Origin of the sequence: Streptomyces sp. NPDC048504 (assembly GCF_043200035.1) — a bacterium.
Lineage (GTDB): Bacteria > Actinomycetota > Actinomycetes > Streptomycetales > Streptomycetaceae > Streptomyces.
Map to the genome: position 1 here is coordinate 133,868 of NZ_JBICXA010000015.1, position 19,732 is coordinate 153,599.

General features: G+C 70.3%; 20 protein-coding genes. 10 read left to right on the forward strand and 10 right to left on the reverse strand.

Annotation, left to right across the window (positions count from 1 at the left end; translation table 11 throughout):
- Positions 1-59: 59 nt before the first annotated feature.
- The gene (locus ACGFY9_RS32975; RefSeq protein ID WP_393760235.1) at positions 60-1,448 is read left to right on the forward strand and encodes an aldehyde dehydrogenase family protein; all 1,389 of its coding nucleotides are present in this window, start codon (positions 60-62) and stop codon (positions 1,446-1,448) included.
- 19 nt (positions 1,449-1,467) lie between these two features.
- Complete coding sequence (locus ACGFY9_RS32980; protein ID WP_393760237.1) at positions 1,468-2,550, forward strand: Zn-dependent alcohol dehydrogenase; 1,083 nt, start codon at positions 1,468-1,470, stop codon at positions 2,548-2,550.
- A gap of 68 nt (positions 2,551-2,618) precedes the next feature.
- Here ACGFY9_RS32980 and ACGFY9_RS32985 read toward each other — a convergent pair whose 3' ends face one another.
- Positions 2,619-3,347 (reverse strand): NADPH-dependent F420 reductase, encoded by a 729-nt coding sequence (locus ACGFY9_RS32985; RefSeq protein ID WP_393760239.1) that lies wholly within the window; start codon positions 3,345-3,347, stop codon positions 2,619-2,621.
- 39 nt (positions 3,348-3,386) lie between these two features.
- Positions 3,387-3,944, reverse strand: coding sequence for a TetR/AcrR family transcriptional regulator (locus ACGFY9_RS32990; protein WP_393760240.1), 558 nt, complete (start codon positions 3,942-3,944; stop codon positions 3,387-3,389).
- An 88-nt stretch (positions 3,945-4,032) separates the two neighbouring features.
- Between ACGFY9_RS32990 and ACGFY9_RS32995 the strand changes: the two genes are divergently transcribed.
- Positions 4,033-4,509, forward strand: coding sequence for a VOC family protein (locus ACGFY9_RS32995; RefSeq protein WP_393760242.1), 477 nt, complete (start codon positions 4,033-4,035; stop codon positions 4,507-4,509).
- 220 nt (positions 4,510-4,729) lie between these two features.
- On the opposite strand, the gene ACGFY9_RS33000 is transcribed toward ACGFY9_RS32995, so the two are convergent.
- The gene (locus ACGFY9_RS33000; RefSeq protein WP_393760244.1) at positions 4,730-5,710 is read right to left on the reverse strand and encodes a DMT family transporter; all 981 of its coding nucleotides are present in this window, start codon (positions 5,708-5,710) and stop codon (positions 4,730-4,732) included.
- A gap of 149 nt (positions 5,711-5,859) precedes the next feature.
- Positions 5,860-6,501 (reverse strand): TetR/AcrR family transcriptional regulator, encoded by a 642-nt coding sequence (locus tag ACGFY9_RS33005; protein WP_393760246.1) that lies wholly within the window; start codon positions 6,499-6,501, stop codon positions 5,860-5,862.
- 93 nt (positions 6,502-6,594) lie between these two features.
- On the opposite strand from ACGFY9_RS33005, the gene ACGFY9_RS33010 reads away from it, so the two are divergent.
- The 3 genes from ACGFY9_RS33010 to ACGFY9_RS33020 all read left to right on the forward strand — a co-directional run bounded on the left by ACGFY9_RS33010 (position 6,595) and on the right by ACGFY9_RS33020 (position 8,759).
- Positions 6,595-7,746 carry an acyl-CoA dehydrogenase family protein gene (locus tag ACGFY9_RS33010; protein ID WP_393760248.1) on the forward strand — a complete coding sequence of 384 codons (1,152 nt, stop codon included), beginning with the start codon at positions 6,595-6,597 and terminating at the stop codon, positions 7,744-7,746.
- 60 nt (positions 7,747-7,806) lie between these two features.
- The gene (locus tag ACGFY9_RS33015; protein ID WP_019059193.1) at positions 7,807-8,052 is read left to right on the forward strand and encodes a YiaA/YiaB family inner membrane protein; all 246 of its coding nucleotides are present in this window, start codon (positions 7,807-7,809) and stop codon (positions 8,050-8,052) included.
- 83 nt (positions 8,053-8,135) lie between these two features.
- Positions 8,136-8,759 (forward strand): TetR/AcrR family transcriptional regulator, encoded by a 624-nt coding sequence (locus ACGFY9_RS33020; protein WP_019059192.1) that lies wholly within the window; start codon positions 8,136-8,138, stop codon positions 8,757-8,759.
- Positions 8,760-8,801: 42 nt separating this feature from the next.
- Here ACGFY9_RS33020 and ACGFY9_RS33025 read toward each other — a convergent pair whose 3' ends face one another.
- A complete protein-coding gene (locus ACGFY9_RS33025; protein WP_393760251.1) occupies positions 8,802-9,263 on the reverse strand; it encodes a MaoC family dehydratase in 462 nt (153 codons plus the stop codon).
- Between the two features lie 127 nt (positions 9,264-9,390).
- Between ACGFY9_RS33025 and soxR the strand changes: the two genes are divergently transcribed.
- Complete coding sequence (gene soxR, locus ACGFY9_RS33030; protein ID WP_393760253.1) at positions 9,391-9,906, forward strand: redox-sensitive transcriptional activator SoxR; 516 nt, start codon at positions 9,391-9,393, stop codon at positions 9,904-9,906.
- Positions 9,907-9,915: 9 nt separating this feature from the next.
- Here the strand turns inward: soxR and ACGFY9_RS33035 are convergent, their stop codons facing one another.
- On the reverse strand, positions 9,916-11,010 hold the full coding sequence (locus ACGFY9_RS33035; protein ID WP_393760255.1) for an RNA ligase (ATP): 1,095 nt from the start codon (positions 11,008-11,010) through the stop codon (positions 9,916-9,918).
- 179 nt (positions 11,011-11,189) lie between these two features.
- On the opposite strand from ACGFY9_RS33035, the gene ACGFY9_RS33040 reads away from it, so the two are divergent.
- Positions 11,190-11,636, forward strand: a complete 447-nt coding sequence (locus tag ACGFY9_RS33040; protein ID WP_393760257.1) for a hypothetical protein — start codon at positions 11,190-11,192, stop codon at positions 11,634-11,636.
- Between the two features lie 81 nt (positions 11,637-11,717).
- On the opposite strand, the gene ACGFY9_RS33045 is transcribed toward ACGFY9_RS33040, so the two are convergent.
- A complete protein-coding gene (locus tag ACGFY9_RS33045; protein WP_393760259.1) occupies positions 11,718-12,446 on the reverse strand; it encodes a 3-keto-5-aminohexanoate cleavage protein in 729 nt (242 codons plus the stop codon).
- A 54-nt stretch (positions 12,447-12,500) separates the two neighbouring features.
- The gene (locus tag ACGFY9_RS33050; RefSeq protein ID WP_393760261.1) at positions 12,501-13,397 is read right to left on the reverse strand and encodes a hypothetical protein; all 897 of its coding nucleotides are present in this window, start codon (positions 13,395-13,397) and stop codon (positions 12,501-12,503) included.
- A gap of 349 nt (positions 13,398-13,746) precedes the next feature.
- Here ACGFY9_RS33050 and ACGFY9_RS33055 point away from each other — a divergent pair, with 349 nt between their 5' ends.
- On the forward strand, positions 13,747-14,553 hold the full coding sequence (locus tag ACGFY9_RS33055; RefSeq protein ID WP_393760263.1) for a G1 family glutamic endopeptidase: 807 nt from the start codon (positions 13,747-13,749) through the stop codon (positions 14,551-14,553).
- A 145-nt stretch (positions 14,554-14,698) separates the two neighbouring features.
- Here ACGFY9_RS33055 and ACGFY9_RS33060 read toward each other — a convergent pair whose 3' ends face one another.
- On the reverse strand, positions 14,699-15,301 hold the full coding sequence (locus tag ACGFY9_RS33060; protein ID WP_393760265.1) for a hypothetical protein: 603 nt from the start codon (positions 15,299-15,301) through the stop codon (positions 14,699-14,701).
- Between the two features lie 222 nt (positions 15,302-15,523).
- Here ACGFY9_RS33060 and ACGFY9_RS33065 point away from each other — a divergent pair, with 222 nt between their 5' ends.
- Positions 15,524-18,307 (forward strand): penicillin acylase family protein, encoded by a 2,784-nt coding sequence (locus tag ACGFY9_RS33065; protein WP_393760267.1) that lies wholly within the window; start codon positions 15,524-15,526, stop codon positions 18,305-18,307.
- Here ACGFY9_RS33065 and ACGFY9_RS33070 read toward each other — a convergent pair.
- Positions 18,296-19,657 (reverse strand): serine-threonine protein kinase, encoded by a 1,362-nt coding sequence (locus ACGFY9_RS33070; protein ID WP_393760269.1) that lies wholly within the window; start codon positions 19,655-19,657, stop codon positions 18,296-18,298. The two genes, ACGFY9_RS33065 and ACGFY9_RS33070, sit on opposite strands and share 12 nt — an antisense overlap.
- Positions 19,658-19,732 lie beyond the last annotated feature (75 nt).

Sequence of the window (19,732 nt, forward strand, 5' to 3'; positions counted from 1 at the left end):
AAAACTAACATCGCTAGTTTGTGGGGCGGACGACGTAGTCACGCTCGGGAGGCAGCACGATGAAGGCACACGACGGCATGTACATCGACGGCGCCTGGCGCCCCGCCGCGAGCGGGGACACCATCGACGTGGTGAACCCGGTCGACGAGCAGGTGATCGACCGCGTCCCGGCCGGTACCGCCGCGGACGTCGACACCGCCGTACGCGCCGCCCGTGCCGCGCTCCCGGGCTGGGCCGCGACCCCGCCCGCCGAACGAGCCGCCCGACTCGCGTCCCTGCGGGACGTGTTGGCGGCCCGCAAGGACGAGATCGCCGAGACGGTCACCGCCGAACTGGGCTCCCCGCTCGCCTTCTCGCAGGCCGTCCACGCGGCCGTGCCGATCGCGGTCGCGGGCTCCTACGCCGAACTCGCCGCGGCCCACGCCTTCGAGGAGAAGGTCGGCAACTCGACGGTCTACCAGGAACCCATCGGCGTGGTCGGCGCGATCACCCCCTGGAACTACCCCCTCCACCAGATCGTCGCCAAGGTCGCCCCCGCCCTCGCGGCGGGCTGCACGGTGGTGCTCAAGCCGGCCGAAGACACCCCGCTCACCGCCCAGTTGTTCGCCGAGGCGGTCGACGAGGCGGGCATCCCGGCGGGCGTCTTCAACCTCGTGACAGGCCTGGGTCCGGTAGCCGGCCAGGCCCTCGCCGAGCACCCGGGCGTCGACCTGGTCTCCTTCACCGGCTCGACGGCGGTGGGCCGCCAGATCGGCGCGACGGCTGGTGCCGCGGTGAAGAAGGTCGCCCTCGAACTGGGCGGCAAGTCCGCCAACGTCATCCTCCCGAGCGCCGACCTCGCCAAGGCCGTCAACGTCGGCGTTGCCAACGTGATGTCCAACTCCGGCCAGACGTGCAGCGCTTGGACCCGCATGCTCGTCCACCGCGACCAGTACGACGAGGCGGTGGAACTGGCCGCGACAGCCGCCGCGAAGTACGGCGCCCGCATCGGCCCGGTCGTGAACGCCAAACAGCGGGCGAGGGTACGGAGTTACATCGAGAAGGGTGTCGCGGAGGGCGCGCGACTGGTGGTCGGCGGCCCCGAATCCCCTTCCGACCAGGGCTACTTCATCAGCCCGACAGTCTTCGCCGACGTCACCCCCGACATGACGATCGCGCAGGAGGAGATCTTCGGCCCGGTCCTCTCCATCCTCCGCTACGACGACGAGGACGACGCCGTCCGCATCGCCAACGGCACGGTCTACGGCCTCGCGGGCGCGGTGTGGGCCGGTGACGAAGCCGAAGCGGTCGCGTTCGCACGGCGGTTGGAGACCGGACAGGTGGACATCAACGGCGGACGGTTCAACCCCCGTGCCCCGTTCGGGGGTTACAAGCAGTCGGGTGTCGGCCGGGAACTCGGCGCGCACGGCCTGTCCGAGTACCTCCAGACCAAGTCCCTTCAGTTCTAGACCCCTCAGGAGGCCTCACATGGTCCGCGCCGCCGTACTGCCCGCCGTGGGCGCTCCGTTGGAGATCGCCGAGATCGACCTCCCGGACCCCGGCCCCGGCCAGGTCCGCATCCGCCTCGCAGCCGCCGGGGTCTGCCACTCCGACCTGTCCCTCTCCAACGGCACGATGCGTGTCCCGGTCCCGGCGGTCCTGGGCCACGAGGGCGCGGGCACGGTCGTAGCCGTAGGGGAGGGAGTCACCCACGTCTCACCCGGCGCCCCGGTCATCCTCAACTGGGCCCCGTCCTGCGGCACTTGCCACGCCTGCACCCTCGGCGAGGTCTGGCTCTGCGCCAACGCCCTCAACGGCGCCGCCGACGTCTACGCCCACCGCGCCTCCGACGGCAGCGACCTCCACCCCGGCCTGAACGTGGCCGCGTTCGCCGAGGAGACGGTCGTATCGGCGTCCTGTGTCCTGCCGCTCCCGGACGGAATCCCGCTGACGGACGCGGCCCTCCTCGGCTGCGCCGTCCTCACCGGCTACGGCGCGATCCACCACTCGGCGCGGGTAAGGGAGGGCGAGACCGTCGCGGTCTTCGGCGTCGGAGGAGTAGGACTGTCGACCCTCCAGTCGGCCCGGATCGCGGGCGCCACGACGATCGTCGCCGTCGATGTCTCCCCGGAGAAGGAGGAGTTGGCCCGCGCGGCCGGAGCGACGGACTACGTGGTCGCTTCCGAGAACACGGCCAGGGAGATCCGCGCCCTCACCGGAAAACAGGGCGTAGACGTCGCCGTCGAATGCGTCGGCCGGGCGGTCACCATCCGCACCGCCTGGGAGTCCACCCGCCGCGGCGGCCGCACCACGGTCGTCGGCATCGGCGGCAAGGACCAGCAGGTCACCTTCAACGCCCTCGAACTCTTCCACTGGGGCCGGACGTTGAGCGGCTGCGTCTACGGCAACTCCGACCCGGCGAAGGACGTCCCGGTACTCGCCGAACACGTCCGCGCCGGACGCCTGGACCTGGGAGCGCTGGTGACGGAACGGATCGCGCTGGAGGGGATTCCGGCGGCGTTCGAGAACATGGTGGCGGGGAAGGGCGGCCGGGCGCTGGTCATTTTCTGACCGGTTGTTTGCCGAGGGCGGCTCGGGCGCCGGTCACTTGCGGGTGGGCACCGGAGCTCAGTTCGGGACTACTGCCGCAGCGCGGCCATGCGTTCTCGCCAGGCCGCGGTGTCGCTGCGCACGGCCGCGTCGACGGCCTTGCGCGCCTGATCGAGCGGGAGGTCCGTCGTGTAGACCGCGGTGCCCGGCTCCTGCCGCCAGGAGTGGCCGAGATCCCCGGCGTCGAATCCGTCGAAGCCGAGCTCGTCCAGCAGGGCGATGACGGTCTGCTTGGCGGTCGCGTCGGCACCGGAGACCGGAGCGGCGATCCGCCGGGAGTCCCCGTGCGGCCGGCCGCCGGAGGCGAGGCTGGCGGCTCCGATGGTGTTGAACGCCTTGATGATCGGCCGCCGCAGCTGTCGCTCGACCCAGAGACTCTCCGTGAGCCCCTCGTCGATCGCGGCGATGTGCTCGTCCCGCAGTCCGGGTACGTAGTTGCTGGTGTCGACGACGATGGCGTCGGCCGGCAGATGCTTGTCGATGGTGCGGCCCAGTTCTGGCAGCGCACCCATCGGAACGCTGATGATCAGCACTCGGGCACGAGTGATGGCCTCGGTCGTCTCGGCCGCTGTGGCGCCGGTCTCGTCCGCGAGTTGTGCGAGGGACGCGGGCCCGCGGGAGTTCGCGATCGTCACCGTGTGGCCGCGGTGGGCCAGTTGGCGTGCCAGCGTGCCGCCGATGCTTCCGCTTCCGACGATGGAGATGTCCATGGTCTTGTTTTCCTTTTCGTTGTCCTCGGGTTCTGCTGGCCGCTGCAAGAGCGGCCGTGGTCCTGTTCTCCGCTGGGCGGGGCCGCCTCAGCGGGTCCGGAGTCCGTCCAGGACCACGGCGAGGTGCGCCGTCCTGGCTCGGCCCGTGTCCGGGTCGCGCGGCAGCGCGGAGACGATGGCGAGCACATCGGTGGAGGAGATGTCGTGGCGCACTCGCGCGTGTTCCTGGGCCCGGCGGAACAGCACGTCGAATGCGGCCCTCATCGGCGCGCACAGTTCCTCCACGGGCGATCCGTCCTCAAGCAGTGCGCTGCTGAGGCGCGCGCTCATCCCGCGGTACTCGGCGCCGATCTCCTCGTAGGCGCGGATCCACTCCAGCATCGCCTCCCAAGGGTCCGCGGCCTCCGTTCGAGCCTCGGCGGCCTCGACGAGGGTGGCCACCTGCGTGCGGAGAATCGCCGCGAACAGGTGTTCCCGCGTGGGGAAGCGGCGATGCATCGTGGCCCGGCCCACCCCCGCCCTTCTGGGGATCTCATCGAGCGGGGCGTCCGCTCCCAGGTCCCGGAAGACCTCCTTCGCGGCGGCGAGGAGGGCGTTCACGTTCCGTGTCGCGTCGGCTCGCATCACCCAGTTGTCGGTCGTCATGGTTCGACGCTACCAGCTAAGTGGGCACAGTGCCCACTTATGGGCTAGCGTGAGGACACACCGCCCACCGAGGCATAGGAGCGCAGACATGAGTCAGAGGATTTGGCATATCGGAGTGGCGGTCGATGACCTCACGAAGGGAAAGGAGGAGTTCACCGACGTGTTCGGGCTCTCCTGGCGTCCCACCCGGGTGCGCCGGCTGACGCTGACCGACGCGCGGGGCGCCGACCACGAGGTCGAGTGCCACGTGACCTTTTCGCAGGGCGGCCCGTTCGCCGTCGAGCTGTGGGAGGCGATCCCGGGCACTCCGCTGGCGGCTCCGCCGGGCGGGGGCGTTCACCACATCGGCTACTGGGTCGAGGGCACGGCCCAGGAGAGCGCGCGACTGACGGCCCTGGGGCTCGGCCCTTACGCGACCGTCGGCCACCGACCGTTGCTCAATGCCGGGCCGTCCGGAACGATCGTGGAACTGTGCGATCTGCACAGCGACCGCCCGCAGTTGCGTGACCTGTTCCCGGCCGGCTCGCAGTACGCCGGGCCGGCCGTTCTCGACTCCGCCCTGTGAACGGGCACGCCCCTCCATCCAGGCTGTGCCCGCGGCGAGGAGGCCTCAGGCTCACGCGTGGTTGTGCGGCAGCGGTACTTGGGAGTGTCGCGAGGGTGCCGATCGCGGCTACTCGTTGATGGCCGCGACGAGCACCGTCGCTTCGTGGCGGACGCCCACCCACGACCTTGATCCACTTTCCCGGCAGGCCCTGGTTGGCGGGTGCTTCAGCGGGCGCCGGTCACTTGCTGACGGGCGCGTCCTCGGCCGGCGGCTCGGCCCCGACCACCGGAGTCGCCCCCGCACCGGCATGGGCGCTCGCGCCCGCCTCCTGTACTGCCGTCCGCGCCCGGGACCGCGACACCGCCACGCCCGCCAGACACAGCACGCCACCCCCCAGCGTGAGCAACCCCGGTACCTCGCCCAGCGCCAGCCACGACATCAGGACGACCAGTGCGGGCACCGCGTACGTGGTCGCGCCCATCTTGCTGGCGGTCGTACGGGCGAGGGCGTACGCCCAGGTGGTGAAGGCGAGGGCGGTCGGGAAGACGCCCAGGTAGACCATGTTGAGGGTGGCGGAGACAGGCGCGTCGGCCGCCTGATGGACGAGTTGCCCGGCGAACGGCAGGCACATCACCGCCCCGACGAGACACCCGAACGTCGTCACCTGGAGGGCGCTCGCCCTCGCCAGGGCCGGCTTCTGGGCGACGACCCCACCGGCGTACGCGACCGCCGCGAGCAGACACAGCACCACACCGAGCACGGACGAACCGCCGTCGCCCGACATCGAAAGACCCACGGTCACCGCACCCGCGAACGACACCGCCATCCCCGCGAGCAGCCGCGGCGGCATCGCGTCACCGAGCAGCCGCGAGCCGAGCAGGGCGATGAGGATCGGCCCGATGTTCACGACGAGGGCGGCGGTACCGGCGTCGACCTGCTGCTCGCCCCAGTTCAGGACGACCATGTAGAACCCGAACCAGAGCACGCCCGAGATCGCGATCCCCCGCCAGGCGGACCGAGGCGGCACCCCTTCCCGCCGTACGAGAGACAGCACGCCCAGCGCCAGCGCCCCGCTCGCCAGCCGCCCCAGCGCCAGCGCGCCCGGCGAGTAGGCGGACCCCGCGCTCCGGATGGACACGAAGGCGGAGGCCCACAGCACGACGGTGACGACAGCGGCCGCGGCGGCTGCCCGTTCGGTACGGCGAGGGGATGCGGTCATGCGTCCGAGAGTAGGCGGCGACAGGACCGCACCGCTGGCGGAAATCGGACGCGGTCGTCGAGGGAAGGGGACGCGGTCGTCGGAGTGAGCATGCGATGCCTATGGGGTCGGATTTATTGCCTGTGAGGCTTGCCGGCGGGCTCTGGAACCTAACCGGCACGTCGCATCTCCTCGAACTGCCCGGCCAGCCCATCCAGCAACGCGGCAAGCCCCACCTCGAACGCCCGCTCATCCACCTTCTCCTGCTGCTCGGCAAGAAGATGCGCCTGCCCAAGATGGGGATAGTCGGCAGGATCGTACGCACTCTGGTCGTCCACAAACCCCCCAGCGAACGACCCCAGCGCAGACCCCATGATGAAGTACCGCATCAACGCCCCGATGGACGTGGCCTGCGCCGGCGGCCACCCCGCGTCGACCATCGCCCCATACACCGCGTCCGCAAGCCGCAACCCCGCCGGCCGCCGCCCAGGCCCGGTGGCAAGCACAGGCACGATGTTCGGATGGTCACGCAGCGCGGACCGATACGACACGGCCCAGTCATGCAGCGCCGTACGCCAGTCCCGCCCGTCCTCGAACATCGACAGATCGACTTGCGCGCTGACCGAGTCGGCGACCGCCTCCAGGATCTGGTCCTTCGTGCGGAAGTGGTTGTACAGCGAGGGTCCACTCACCCCCAGCTCCGCGGCGAGCCGACGCGTGGAGACCGCCGCCAACCCCTCCGCGTCCACCAGCACACGCGCCGTCTCGACGATCCGGTCGGTGCTGAGGAGGGGCTTGCGCGGTCGGGCCATGGCGCACATAGTAGGGCTGCGAGAGTCAAACTAGCAGTGCTAATTTAAATGTGCAGCAGTCGATGTACGGCCTTCCACTTGGGGTGACGCGCAATGAACCTGGAGCTCAGCGAGGAGCAGGAGGCCGTACGGCGGCTCGCCAAGGACTTCGTGGACCGCGAGATCGCCCCGCACGTGATCGCTTGGGACCGCGCGGAGGAGGTCGACCGCTCGATCGTCAAGAAGCTCGGCGGCGTCGGCTTCCTGGGACTGACCATCGACGAGGAGTACGGCGGCTCGGGCGGCGACCATCTCGCGTACTGCCTGGTCACCGAGGAACTCGGACGCGGCGACTCCTCCGTGCGCGGGATCGTCTCCGTGTCACTGGGCCTCGTGGCCAAGTCGATCGCGGCCTGGGGGAGTGACGGGCAGAAGCTCCGCTGGCTGCCGGGGCTCACCTCCGGCGAGTACGTCGGCTGCTTCGGCCTCACCGAACCCGGCACCGGTTCGGACGCCGGCAACCTCACCACCCGCGCGGTCCGCGACGGCGACGACTACGTCATCAACGGCACCAAGATGTTCATCACGAACGGGACTTGGGCCGACGTCGTACTCCTCTTCGCGCGTTCGACCGACGCCCCGGGCCACAAGGGCGTCTCCGCCTTCCTCGTGCCGACCGACACCCCGGGCCTCACCCGCCGCACCATCCACGGCAAGCTCGGCCTGCGCGGCCAGGCCACCGCCGAACTCGCCCTCGAAGACGTCCGCGTCCCCGCCTCGACGATGCTCGGCCCCGAGGGCAAGGGCTTCTCGGTCGCCATGTCGGCGCTGGCGAAGGGCCGGATGTCGGTCGCGGCGGGCTGCGTCGGCATCGCGCAGGCCGCGCTGGACGTGGCGGTCCGCTACGCCGGTGAGCGCGAGCAGTTCGGCAAGTCCATCGCCCAGCACCAGCTCGTCCAGGAACTGATCAGCGACATCGCCGTCGACGTGGACGCGGCCCGCCTGCTGACCTGGCGGGTCGCCGACCTCATAGACCGCGGCCTCCCCTTCGCCACCGAGTCCTCCAAGGCCAAGCTCTTCGCCTCCGAGGCGGCCGTCCGCGCCGCCAACAACGCGCTCCAGGTCTTCGGCGGCTACGGCTACATCGACGAGTACCCGGCCGGAAAGCTGCTGCGCGACGCCCGCGTGATGACCCTCTACGAGGGCACCAGCCAGATCCAGAAACTGCTCATCGGGCGGGCGCTGACAGGCGTTTCGGCTTTCTGAGTACGCGAGTTGAGTATCTGAGCGGATGTCGCACGGGCCGTGGTCGCCGACGCTTGCCCCATGAGCGAAGCATCGGGCAAACCGCAGAACACGGCCGCCTTCTACGGCCAGGCCGTCGCCTCCTTCTCCGTCGCCATCGCGGCAACCGCCATCGGCATCTTCAAGCTGCACGCCGACGCCTGGGTACGGGCCTTCCTCGCGATCGCCGTCCTGTACCTGGTCACCTCCTCCTTCACCCTCGCCAAGGTGATCCGGGACCGGCAGGACGCTGCGCGCACCACCTACAACCCGTTCGAAAAGCTCTGAGCGGGGAGACTAAGCGCTCGCTCAGGTTCGGCGGTATGGTGGAGCCCTTGTCATCGAGAGGTATCGAGAGGGGTTCACGAGCGATGAGTACGGCGGAGGAGACCACCGCGGGCGACCCGCAGGCCTGGGCGGAGGTCACGCCCGACGCGGCCCGGCGGCTGCTGATCGCCGCCGTGGAGGCCTTCGCCGAGCGCGGCTACCACGCGACGACCACCCGGGACATCGCGGGCCGCGCCGGGATGAGCCCGGCCGCGCTCTACATCCACTACAAGACCAAGGAAGAGCTGCTCCACCGCATCAGCAGGATCGGCCACGAGAAGGCCCTGGAGATCCTGCGTACGGCGGCGGGGCGCGAGGGCAGCGCCGCCGAGCGGCTCGCCGACGCGGTGAGCTCCTTCGTGCGCTGGCACGCGGGCGGGCGCACCACCGCGCGGGTCGTGCAGTACGAACTCGACTCGCTCGGCCCGGACGCCCGCGCCGAGATCCTCGCGCTGCGCCGGCAGGTCGACGCCGAGGTGCGCGGGATCGTCGAGGACGGGGTGGCGGACGGCTCCTTCGACGTGCCGGACGTGAAGGGCACGACCCTCGCGATCCTGTCGCTGTGCATCGACGTGGCCCGCTGGTTCAGCCTCGACGGCCCCCGGACGCCCGACGAGGTCGGCGCGCTCTACGCCGACCTCGTGCTGCGGATGGTGGGGTCCAAGTAGCCGCCGTGGCACGGGTGTCGGGCGCTGCTCAGTGGTGTCCGCTCAGAGGTAGTAGCGGGACACCGACTCGGCGACGCACACCGGCTTGTCGCCGCCCTCCCGCTCCACGGTGAACGCGACGGTCACCTGGACGCCGCCCGGCACGTCGTCGACGCCGGTGATCTTCGCGGTGGCGCGCAGCCGGGAGTCGACCGGTACCGGGGCGGGGAAACGGACCTTGTTCGTCCCGTAGTTGACGCCCATCTTCACGCCCTCGACCTTGATCAGCTGCGGCCCGAAGAGCGGGAGCAGCGACAGGGTGAGGTAGCCGTGCGCGATCGTCGTCTTGAAGGGGCCGGCCGCCGCCTTCTCCGGGTCCACGTGGATCCACTGGTGGTCGCCCGTCGCGTCCGCGAACAGATCGATCCGCTTCTGGTCGATCTCCAGCCAGTCGGTGTGCCCCAACTGCTCACCGACCGCCACCCGCAGGTCGTCGACGGAGGTGAAGATCCTCGGCTCTGCCATGTCCTGTCCCGGCCTCTCACGTCATCCAGCGATTGCCATCACATACCTAAGCAACTGCTTAGCATGGTCGGATGCGGGGCCCCTGTCAACGGACCACGGGTGTGACGCGATGGGTAGGCTCTGACAGGTGCCTCAGATCCCCGAGAAGATCCACGAGCTGACGGTCGGCCAACTCGCCGCACGCAGCGGAGCCGCCGTCTCCGCCCTGCACTTCTACGAGGCCAAAGGCCTGATCAGCAGCAGCCGCACCACGGGCAACCAGCGCCGGTACACCCGTGACACCCTGCGCCGGGTCGCCTTCGTGCGGGCCGCCCAGCGCGTCGGCATCCCGCTGGCCACCATCCGCGAGGCGCTCGCCGAACTCCCCGAGGAGCGCACCCCGACCCGCGAGGACTGGGCCCGTCTCTCCGAGGCCTGGCGCTCCGAACTCGACGAGCGCATCAAGCAGCTCAACCGCCTCCGCGACCACCTCACCGACTGCATCGGCTGCGGCTGCCTGTCCCTGTCGGCCTGCGTCCTGTCCAACCCGGACGACGTGGTCGGCGAACGGGGCGCGGGTTCACGCCTGATGTCGGAACCGGGCGACCGCCGAAAAGCCCGCACCCCTAGGGACCGGGGACCGGAACCCGAGGGGTGCGACTGAGGACGGCGCTCACTCGTACTCGGTGCCGCCCTTCCGGGTCAGATACGCCGGGCTGACGGCCTTGGCGATCGCCCGTCCACCGGTCACCGCACTGTACCGCTCCACCACTGGACGGATCACGACCCCCTCACGCAGATGCAGCCCGCTCCCGGACACGGTCTCCCGCCCGCTCGCGACCTCCAGCACCCGCTCGATGTCGTACGGCCCCTCGTACAGCCGGGGCACCAACGGCAGCTCCCCGTCGAGGAGTTGGGCCAGTTCGGCCGTGTCCAGCCACCGGACGGTTCCGTCGATCTCGGCGGACACGTCGAACACGGCGTACCCGAGCGTCTCGCGCCGCCCGTCGGCGCCGTACGTCAGGTCCTGCACGCCCGCGCCGTACACCTCGCCGAAGACGCCGACCCGGCGCGCGCCCAGTCGCTCGGCGAGGCGGGCGGCGGCCTCGGGGACGCCGTGGCCGCGGACGGCTCGCCAGTACAGATTGCGCGGATCCTCTTTCAGGGCAAGGGACTTGGCCCCGAAGCCCTTCGAGGAGACCTGTACGCGACCGCTCTCCTCGGTGCCCTCCTTCTCGGCGAAGTAGGTCAACAGGCAGGCGGAGCCGTGCAGTTTCTCGGTCAGGACCACAGCCTCGCCCGGTTCGAACATCCCGGGAAACCGCTGGATGTTCTCGATGTCGACCCAGGGCAGCAGATCGGGCGCGTGCTCGACATCGCCGTCCATCGTGGGCGGGATCGGTGGCACCCACTTGACGATGCCGAGCCCTTCCGCGAAGTCGGTGCCGTCCAGGGCGGCTTGGGCCAGGTCGACGTCCGCGAGGGCCTTCGGCCGGCACACGATGCCCTGCGACAGCTCGCCGCGCAGCCGCACCGCCCTGACCCGGTCCGCGTTGCTCCCCGCGAGGCGCCCGGTGAGCCCCAGCTCCTCGATCAGGTCGGCCGGGAGCACGGCCTGCTCGGGGATGTAGACGGCGGTCTCACCGGTGCGGAACGCGCCCTTGGCGACAACGGCTCGATACAGGCCGACCTGGGCCAGTTCGAGGGCGTCGGCGTTCGGGTGTTCATGGACGGTCAGCACTTCGGCGGTGACGCGCAGCGTCGACATCGGGACTCCTCGGGTTCCTCAGTTGGGTTTCATCGCCCCCAACTGTCCTGATCCGAAAGGGGTGGAGCGACGGGATTTGTGACTGCTAGCGTCGGCGGTCCCATGACTTCATCCGCGCTCGCCGCCGCTCTCGCCGACATCGACACCGTCTTCAACGGTTTCGCGCGCCCGGCGAGCTGGTGAGCAGGTTCGTGTTCAAGGACACCGCGCACTTCGAGGACCACGCCGCCGTGCTGCGACGCCTGCTGCCGCAGACCGCGCGCGCGATGACGGAGGGCGGCCTGGACGGGATCGGCTGGGGCGCGCACGGGCTGAGCCGGACCGACTGGCGTTCCTGGCCGGCCGACCAGGGTGCCGCGATCGAGGCCTTCCTCCACGCCTGGTGGCAGAACGCCCTCGCGAAGCCCGAGTCGCCGTACGGCATCCAGGACGTCTTCGAGACCTGCGCCACCATCGCCAGGAGCGTGACCCCCTTCCTGGACGGGTGGGCCCAAGGCCCGGTCGCCGACGCCCACTTCGTCCACTGCGCCGACCACTGGCTCTACCACCTGCTGTCCGGCTCCTCCCCGTTCACCTGGTGGTACGACGACACCGAGGACACCGGTGCGGCGGACCTGCGCACGTGACCGGCCGGCCCCGGTGCCGCCCGCCTCCGGACGCACGGCCGACCCCGACCTGGCCACCCGCGCCGAACTCCTCGCCCTGCCCTACGACGAGCGCTGGGCCCGCCCGTACTGGACCAGCCCCTCAGCCACCAACTGAGCGTTGGACAAGGCCCGTTCACCGTCCGGCAGGAGCAGCGTGTCCTCCAGGCCGATGCGGGTCGCGAGCCCCAGCCGCCCCGCGAGCCGGAGCACCGGCCAGGCGCTGCCGTCCTCGCCGTGCAGCAGCACCGGGCGGCCGTGGCCGGAGTCGAGGTCGGCGAGCAGCGCACGCGCGGTCGCCTCGGCCGTGTCCGCGTCCGGGTCGGTCACCTCGGCCAGGACCCGCAGGACCTTCGTGCGGAGCGGTGAGGCGGCGAACCGGGACGCGCCGTCCGTCCCCGACCAGATGCCCGCCTCCACCCCGACGCCCCGGTCCAGCAACGCCGTCGCGACCTCCTCGGCACCCGGCTCGTGCCAGTTGACCGAGGCGTGGTCGGGGAGCACCGTCCACCCACGCACCCGCTCGACCCGTGCCGACGGGTCCGGCTCGGCCCAGGCGCCCGTGGTCACGCCGACCGGCACGGACACCCGCGCCCGTATCGCGTCCAGCGTCACCGCGAGGACGCGCGGTGACAACGTGTCGTGTCCGCAAGGGGACTTGGGATGAAGGTGGACGTCCGTGGCCCCCGCCGTGACAGCCTCCACCGCGGCGTCGGCCAACGCCCCGGGCGAGACCGGCACCATCCAGCCGTCGGCGGCCTCACGGGCCCCGTTGAGACAGACCTGCACCATGCCTCGATGGTGCCATCCGCCACTGACAACCAGCCCCTCGTCCCAGCCCCTCCCTCATCCCCACACCCACCGGATCCCGACCCGGCAGGGCCCCGCCCCCAGCGCCACCGCGTGCACCGACCCCGACGCGTCCACGCGGAGCCGTTGTTCGCGTGGTCGCCCGGCGCGGGGACGGGGGTCGAGGCCGTTCGTGCGGAACGAGTAACACGTGCGCGGCAGACACTCCTTCGCGAAGCGGACCTCCAGGAGGTGTTCGCGCATCGGGACGTGGATCGTGGTCTCGGCACGCTGGGAGTACGGGCGCGGATCGCGGTGCTCGACCGTGTAGTCGACGATCACGGTCTCGCCGCGCGCCAAGGGGCTGTCGAAGAGCAACTCGGCCGCCACCAGCCCCTCTTCGGGGAGTTCGACGAACGTGCCGAGCCGGGCCGGTGCCGCCACGCGGAAGTACGGCAACGGGCCGGGCGCGTCCAGGCGGTACAGGGCGATCCAGCGGTCCGCGCCGTCCGCCTCGGCGCGCAGCAGGCGCCGGCTGGTCATCGAGCGGACGCGGCGGTCGGCGTCCACGTCCACCCGGTTGTGGCAGCTGAGCCGGGTCAGGCTGTCGTCCCAGCGGGTGTCGAGCGCGGCGAGGGCGGCGGTGAGGTCGTGGTGGTCCGACCAGGCCCGGGCGAGATCGGGGTGGTCGCCGTCCGGCGGCAGCCAGCGGCCGCGGGGCCGGGGCGGGCCCAGCAGTCCGGTCAGCGCTCCGGGCGGCAGCCGTAGGACGTCCTCCAGTACGGCGAGTGCCGCCAACGACCGTTGCCGTTCGGGCTGGTAGCGGCCGGACTGCCAGGAGCTGAGCGTCGCCGACGCCACCGGGGTGCCGCGCCGCAGCAGCCGGTCCTGGAGCCGGTCCAGGCTGAGACCGCTGGCCGCGATGGCCGCCCGCAACGCCTCGTGGAACGGCATCGCCCCGGTCCCGGACTCCGCGCTCTCGGGTCCCGAGGGCGCGTCCTCCGGTCTTGGAGGCGGCGCGTACTCCGGTCTGGCAGGCGGCACGTACCCCGGTCTGGAAGTCACGTCCTCCAGCTCAAGTCAGGGGACTCGTGGGGCGGAAGAGCGTTGCCCTGAAGTTTGGTCAGTCTTGCCCGGTGATTGATCAACCTTGAACGAACCTGTGAGATTTCCCGGGTGTTGCGGCGCCAATTCCCGCAAGACTGAAGGAACTTGTCTGTCTTGCCATGCCCATGAAGCCTCGCGGAAGCTGCTGTGCACTGCCGTCACGGCAGCCCCCCCACCCCTCGAATGACGGAGAGTCATGTCCGCGAGATCTTCCGCCGGGTTCGTTCTCGTCACCGCCGCCGCCCTCACCGCCGCCCTCGCCACCCCCGCGCTCGCCGCCGCACCGAGCGCCGCCACGCACACTCCGGCCCAGCTCACCCAGGCCATAGCGAGCCACGAGAGTCACACGCTGCACGGGCTCGCGAAGCCCGGCAAGGTCAACGCCACCGTCTCGTCCACCAACTGGTCCGGCTACGCGGCCACCGGCTCGACCGGCGCGTACACCTCGGTCACCTCGTCCTGGACCCAGCCGAGCGTCAGCTGCTCCTCGGCCACCACGTACTCCTCCTTCTGGGTCGGCCTCGACGGGTACAGCAACTCCGCGCTGGAGCAGACCGGTACGGAAGCCGACTGCATCGGCGGCAAGGCCACCTACGGCGCCTGGTGGGAGGTGCTGCCCGCCTCCGAGAGCGCGTACTCCGGCGTCACCGTGAAGGGCGGCGACAAGTTCACCGCGACGGTGACCTACACCGGTTCCACCTTCACCATGACCCTCGCCGACTCCACCGAGGGCTGGACGAAGACGACCACGCACGCGGGCTCCTCCGGCTTCAAGAACGCCTCGGCCGAGGTCATCGCCGAAGCCCCGGAGGTCGGCGGCTCGGTCGCGAGCCTCGCCGACTTCGGCACCGTGAACTTCACCGGCGCCAAGGCCAACGGCAGCAACCTCGACACCTACTCGCCGAACGAGATCGTCATGACGAAGAGCAGCGGCTCGGCCGTACGGGCCCAGCCGGGCTCGATCTCCGGCGGCAGCTTCTCCGACGTCTGGAAGGCCAGCTGACGCCTGCGGCGCGCCACTCGGGGGCTGTCGACGGAACGCCGTCGGCAGCCTCCGCCGTTGCACCGGCAAGCGCAAACCGGCTGGGTCAGAAAAGGGGTGCGGCATCCCCGGCGCACCCCTGGCGCCCTTCCTCGATCGCCCCGGTTCAGGCGGACATGAGCAGCCGTCCGCGCCTGGCGTAGGCCAGGGCCTCGGGCGTGAGCACCGGACGCGGCACGACGATGCCGCAGTCCGTGCAGACCGGGCCCGAGGAGGGTTCGTGGGCCAGGTCGTACTTCCACAGGAGGCGCTCCCCGGCGCACACCGGGCACACGGAACCCGGTTCGCGCTCCAGGGCGGCGATCAGCCGTCGCAGCACCTCGGCCAGTGGTTCATGGGGGTGGAGTCGTGGGTCGTCGCACCAGGCGACACCGAAGCCGCCCCAGGTCAGCCGGTGCCAGTCGTCCACGGTGCCCGGGCGGCGGAGCCCGTCGTGCTTCTCCTTCTTGCGGCGTTCGGCGAACCCTGCCTCGTAGGCGAGCCAGACCTTGCGCGCTTCCTCCAGCTCGTCCAGTGCGGCCACGAGCCGCGCCGGGTCGGGGGAGCGGTCCTCGGGTCCGAACCCGGCCCGGGAGCTCAAGTGGTCCCAGGTCGCCCTGTGCCCATAAGGGGCGAACCGTTCAAGGCACTTGCGCAGCGAGTAGCGCCGTAGCGCCAGATCGCACCGAGGGTCTCGCACCTGTCTCGCCAGACTCCGGAAACCGGCCATCGCCCTGCACCTCCGTCACACCTGCACCTGTACTTCGGTCACCTCGGCGTCGTCGAACGGACGTCGCCGAATAGACGTATCGACAAGCGATTTGGCTCCATCCGATTTCCGATGACCCCCATAAGCCGCTTGCCCGGATCCAAAACTTGACGCATGTTCATCTTCAATCTCGGGGATACCGGCGGTAACGTCCCGCACCACCCCCGGTCGGTAGGAGCTGCGATGCCACGGCGCACCCCGCGTAACTTGCTCGACAGACTGAGAACTCCCGGCGGATTCCCCGGGTTCCTGAAGGCCGCATCCGTATGCGCCCTCATTGCCGCCCTTTTGTCTCCCCTTGCCCAGGGGACGGCAGCGGCGGCGACCGCCTCGAACGACTACTGCGGCGGCCAGTGCTCGGACATCCTCCCGGCCGGCGAGAACGGCAACGCCACCCTCGCCCAGATCCTTCTCAACCAGGTCTTCGGCACCCAGCCCAGCCATGCCGAAGACCAGCTCGGCCCCTATGCCAACCTGGCCACGGGCGCTTCCACACTGACCGACGCGAAGATCAACACCTTCTTCAACGACGCGTCGTTCGGGGTCCCCGCCGCCAACGTCGCCTCGACCGAGAACCCCAGCGGCCGCACCGACGTGACGATCGTCCGCGACAAGGCGACCGGTGTGCCGCACATCACAGGCACCACGCGCTACGGCACCGAGTACGGCGCCGGCTACGCGGCGGCCGAGGACCGGCTGTGGCTGATGGACGTCTTCCGGCACGTCGGACGCGGCCAGCTGACCACCTTCGCGGGCGGCGCGGCCTCCAACCAGGGACTTGAGCAGGAGTTCTACCGCAACGCCCCGTACACCGAGGCCGAGTTGCAGTCCCAGATCGACAACGCCGTCGCCAACAACGGCACCCGCGGCCAGCAGGCACTCGACGACGCCAACGCCTATCTGGCCGGCATCAACGCCTACATCGACGCCTCGGACAGCGGCCGTTACTTCCCCGGCGAGTACGTCCTCACCGGCCACAAGGACTCGATCACCAACGCCGGCACGATCGACCACTTCAAGATCACCGACCTGGTCGCGCTGGCCTCCGTCATCGGCACGCTCTTCGGCTCCGGCGGCGGCGGCGAGGTCAACAACGCCCTCTCCCTGCTGGCCGCCCAGGAGAAGTACGGCGTGGAGCAGGGCACCAAGGTCTGGGAGTCCTTCCGCGAACGCAACGACCCCGAGGCCGCGCTCACCGTCCACAACGGCGAGAGCTTCCCGTACGGCACCAAGCCCACCACCGCCCAGGGCGAGGCGCTCCCGGACGCCGGTTCGGTGACGACCGAACCACTCATCTACGACGCCACCGGCACCGGCGCCAACCAGAGCGCCTCCGCCGCCTCCGCCGCGGCGACCGCGACCGCCCTCAGCTCCGCCAAGCGCGGGATGTCCAACGCCCTTGTGGTGAGCGGCAAATACACCGCGAGCGGCCACCCGATCGCCGTCTTCGGACCCCAGACAGGCTACTTCGCACCGCAGTTGCTCATGCTCCAGGAGATCCAGGGCCCGGGCATCAGCGCCCGCGGCGCCTCCTTCGCGGGCCTGAGCATGTACGTCGAACTCGGCCGCGGCCAGGACTACTCGTGGTCCGCCACGACCTCCGGCCAGGACATCATCGACACATACGCCGTCGAACTCTGCCAGGACGACTACCACTACCTCTTCCACGGCACCTGCACGCCGATGGAGGAGATCGAGCAGAAGAACTCCTGGGCGCCCACCACGGCCGACTCCACCGCCGCGGGGTCGTACACCATGCGGGTCTGGAAGACCGAGTACGGACCCGTCGAGTACCGGGCGACCGTCGGCGGGAAGAAGGTCGCCTACACCACCCTGCGCTCCTCCTACATGCACGAGGCCGACTCGATCATCGGCTTCCAGATGCTCAACGACCCGGACTACGTGAAGAGTCCGCAGACCTTCCAGAGCGCCGCGCAGCACATCAACTTCACGTTCAACTGGTTCTACGCCGACTCCTCGCACACCGCGTACTACAACAGCGGCAACAACCCGGTGCGGGCCAGCGGTGTCGACGCCGAGTTCCCGGTCTGGGGCCAGGCCGCCTACGAGTGGCAGAACTGGAACCCCACCACCAACACCTCCGACTACACCCCGGCCTCCGCGCACCCCAACTCCATCGACCAGGACTACTACATCTCCTGGAACAACAAACAGGCACTCAACTACACAACCGCGAGCTGGGGCGACGGGTCCGTCCATCGCGGCAATCTCCTCGACGACCGGGTGAAGAAACTCGTCGCGGCCGGCGGGGTCACCAGATCCTCGCTGGTGAAGGCGATGTCCGACGCCTCCCTCACCGACCTGCGCGCCGAGGACGTCCTGCCCGACATGCTGAAGGTGATCAACAGCAGTGCGGTCACCGACTCCACCGCCGCCGCGGCCGTCACCAAGCTGCAGACCTGGCTCACCGCCGGCGGCAAACGCACCGAGACCTCGGCAGGCTCCAAGACCTACGCCAACGCCGACGCCATCCGGATCCTGGACGCCTGGTGGCCCGCACTGGTGAAGGCCGAGTTCCAGCCCGGCCTCGGTGACACCCTCTACACCGCGCTCACCAACAACCTGTACATCGACGAGACCCCGTCGGCCGCCCACGGCCCGACCGGGTCGCATGCCGGAAGCTCCTTCCAGTACGGCTGGTGGAGCTACGTCGACAAGGACCTCCGGTCGGTGCTCGGGCAGACCGTGTCCGGTCCGCTGGCCCAGCAGTACTGCGGGGGCGGCAGCCTCAGCGCCTGCCGGGACATCCTGATCAGCACCCTGAAGACGGCGGCCGGCGCCACCGCGGCCACGGTCTACCCCGGGGACTCCCTGTGCTCGGCGGGCGACCAGTGGTGTGCCGACTCGATCGTCCAGCGGACGCTCGGCGGCATCAAGCACTACAACATCAGCTGGCAGAACCGGCCCACCTTCCAGCAAGTGGTGGAGTACACGTCACACCGGTGACGCCTGAGCGGCGGCGGGCCGGCCGATCCGGCCCGCCGCCAGCACCACCCGCGCGAGTTCGGGGTGCACGATGTCGCCGTGCGCCCCGGTCGGCGGCTCGCCGTGACACACCACCGCACAGGCGTCGACGTTCACACAACCCGCCGCGGGAAGCGGTGAGTTGAGGGCCTCGGCGAGGGCCAGCGAACGGGTGCCCGGCACCGCCCGCACCCCGTCGTGGCCCATCGCGCCCCACTTGTCGCCCAGCACCCGGACGATGTCGACGGCGGCGAACGAGCAGTCGTCGTCCGCCATCCGCGAGGCCAGCGGATAGATCGTGCCGAGCGCCGAGTCGCAGTGCGAGTAGCAGCACACGAGGGGTCCGTCGACACGGTTCTGCTGGCCCTGCAGGACACCCCCGGTCCGCGGGTCGTCCGGCAGCCGGGACGCGAACGCGTAGTGGGAGAAGGCCCCTTGGAGCAACGTCACGGACTTGACCGAGTGCACTCCCTCGGGCAGACCCCGTAGCGCGAACGACACCAGGCGCCCGCCGAAACTGTGCCCCACGAGATGCACCCGCACCTCCGGTGCCACCGCCGCGAGCCGTCCGATCGCCGGGCCGAGACCGCGCTCACCGACCGTGCCCGCGCGTCTCTTCATCGCGTAGTACGCCGCCTGCCGCAGCAGCTCCCGCGCCCCTTTCCACGGGTTGGGCAGCGCGAACTCCGTTACGGCGCCCGGGGATTGAGGGGCCGCGAGGTGGGCCAGCGCCTGCGCGAACTGCTCGCACACCTCGGCTGTGCGGCCGACCGCGAACATCCGCGGCTCGGACTGCGGCACCCCCTCCGCCAGCGTGTCCGCACCGAACAAGGCCTGCGGCCCCGGCGGCACCACCTCCACCAGCGTCCGCACCAGCCGCCCGTACTCCTCCAACTCGGCGTCCTGTGGCGGCTGTTGGTCCAGCAAGCGGGCGATCTGGTCGATCACCGGCGCCTTGCCGGGGAAGGCGTCGAGGAGCGCGTGCCGGGTGTCGGCGTCGAGTGCGGGCCGCGTCGACTCGGGTGCGGCCGCCGGTGATGGGGGGAAATCCGGAATCGGCTGGTCCGGGAACTCCATGGATGGCCAGATCACGCCTACGTACCCGATCCTGGCCTTCGGCGCGAGGTGCGGAATCGGGGCGAAGAAGCGGCTGTAGAGCCGGGTCGCGCCGGCGCGTTGGTTGTTCCACCCGTGCGAGAAGACGATCAGGTCGCCGACCCCGCGCTGCCGCACCTCGCTCAGCAGCCGGTCGCGTTCTCCCTGGTCGACGTCCCCGTCGGCGTCGAAGGTCAACTCCCAGTAGGGACTCACACTCATCGCCGGATCCGCCATGACAGGCCCCCTTGTCCCCCGTAGTGGTGCGATGTGGGCGCATCGTCCCGCTACCGGTGAAGATTGGCCATACGT

Excerpts from the sequence above, each read along its gene's own strand:
- ACGFY9_RS32975 (WP_393760235.1), top strand. The coding sequence starts at position 60 with ATGAAGGCACACGACGGCATGTACATCGACGGCGCCTGGCGCCCCGCC.
- ACGFY9_RS32980 (WP_393760237.1), top strand. The coding sequence starts at position 1,468 with ATGGTCCGCGCCGCCGTACTGCCCGCCGTGGGCGCTCCGTTGGAGATC.
- ACGFY9_RS32990 (WP_393760240.1), bottom strand. The coding sequence starts at position 3,944 with ATGACGACCGACAACTGGGTGATGCGAGCCGACGCGACACGGAACGTG.
- ACGFY9_RS32995 (WP_393760242.1), top strand. The coding sequence starts at position 4,033 with ATGAGTCAGAGGATTTGGCATATCGGAGTGGCGGTCGATGACCTCACG.
- ACGFY9_RS33000 (WP_393760244.1), bottom strand. The coding sequence starts at position 5,710 with ATGACCGCATCCCCTCGCCGTACCGAACGGGCAGCCGCCGCGGCCGCT.
- ACGFY9_RS33005 (WP_393760246.1), bottom strand. The coding sequence starts at position 6,501 with ATGGCCCGACCGCGCAAGCCCCTCCTCAGCACCGACCGGATCGTCGAG.
- ACGFY9_RS33010 (WP_393760248.1), top strand. The coding sequence starts at position 6,595 with ATGAACCTGGAGCTCAGCGAGGAGCAGGAGGCCGTACGGCGGCTCGCC.
- ACGFY9_RS33015 (WP_019059193.1), top strand. The coding sequence starts at position 7,807 with ATGAGCGAAGCATCGGGCAAACCGCAGAACACGGCCGCCTTCTACGGC.
- ACGFY9_RS33020 (WP_019059192.1), top strand. The coding sequence starts at position 8,136 with ATGAGTACGGCGGAGGAGACCACCGCGGGCGACCCGCAGGCCTGGGCG.
- ACGFY9_RS33025 (WP_393760251.1), bottom strand. The coding sequence starts at position 9,263 with ATGGCAGAGCCGAGGATCTTCACCTCCGTCGACGACCTGCGGGTGGCG.
- ACGFY9_RS33035 (WP_393760255.1), bottom strand. The coding sequence starts at position 11,010 with ATGTCGACGCTGCGCGTCACCGCCGAAGTGCTGACCGTCCATGAACAC.
- ACGFY9_RS33045 (WP_393760259.1), bottom strand. The coding sequence starts at position 12,446 with ATGGTGCAGGTCTGTCTCAACGGGGCCCGTGAGGCCGCCGACGGCTGG.
- ACGFY9_RS33050 (WP_393760261.1), bottom strand. The coding sequence starts at position 13,397 with ATGCCGTTCCACGAGGCGTTGCGGGCGGCCATCGCGGCCAGCGGTCTC.
- ACGFY9_RS33055 (WP_393760263.1), top strand. The coding sequence starts at position 13,747 with ATGTCCGCGAGATCTTCCGCCGGGTTCGTTCTCGTCACCGCCGCCGCC.
- ACGFY9_RS33060 (WP_393760265.1), bottom strand. The coding sequence starts at position 15,301 with ATGGCCGGTTTCCGGAGTCTGGCGAGACAGGTGCGAGACCCTCGGTGC.
- ACGFY9_RS33065 (WP_393760267.1), top strand. The coding sequence starts at position 15,524 with ATGCCACGGCGCACCCCGCGTAACTTGCTCGACAGACTGAGAACTCCC.
- ACGFY9_RS33070 (WP_393760269.1), bottom strand. The coding sequence starts at position 19,657 with ATGGCGGATCCGGCGATGAGTGTGAGTCCCTACTGGGAGTTGACCTTC.